General features: G+C 33.3%; 1 protein-coding gene. It reads left to right on the forward strand.

Translation table 11 applies throughout. The annotated features are described in order from the left end of the window. On the forward strand, positions 1 to 756 hold a 756-nt coding region (locus tag ACN1CN_RS22790), incomplete at both ends, for an AMP-binding protein (RefSeq protein ID WP_419137988.1).

Genomic DNA, 756 nt, shown 5'->3' on the forward strand with positions numbered 1-756 from the left:
TTGTTTCGGATTTTTATCAGGTAGAAGCGAGTTCTAATCTTCCACAACATAGTTTAGCAAAGAATCTGGCTTATGTTATTTATACCTCCGGAACGACAGGCAGGCCTAAAGGGGTGATGATCGAGCAAGATGCTGTTTTGAGTTTAGTATTGAACGATTATATTAAGGTAACTTCCAAAGATGTTTTTGTACTAGTATCATCTCCTGTATTTGATGCAACAACCTTTGAAGTATGGACTCCTTTGCTTAATGGAAATCTTCTGGTAATACCAAAAGATATGCAAAGTATTGTATTGGATATAAAAAAATTTAATAAGTTTCTTATAGCAAATAATATTTCAATATTATGGTTAGCAAAAACATTATTTGAAAATTTATATTATCTGGATAATGCCATATTTGAAGGTCTAAATTATTTAATTATTGGAGGTGAGGCATTAGATAAAAGAAGTGTTAATGCTTTAATAGCTAGTAATAAAAAGCCAAATTGTTTGATAAATGGTTATGGACCAACGGAAAGTACCACTTTTAGCTGTACCTATAATATTGAAACTTCAATAGAATCATATAGTATACCTATAGGTATGCCGATTTCTAATAGAAAAACTTATGTGCTTGACGCTAATAACTTTCCTGTTCCGATAGGTGTTATCGGTGAGCTTCATATAGGAGGTGCTGGTTTGGCCAGGGGGTATTTGAACCGTTTGGATTTAACCCATGAGCGATTTATAGATAATCCTTTTGCCACGCAGACAG

Source organism: Flavobacterium sp. T12S277, from assembly GCF_048514875.1.
GTDB lineage: Bacteria > Bacteroidota > Bacteroidia > Flavobacteriales > Flavobacteriaceae > Flavobacterium.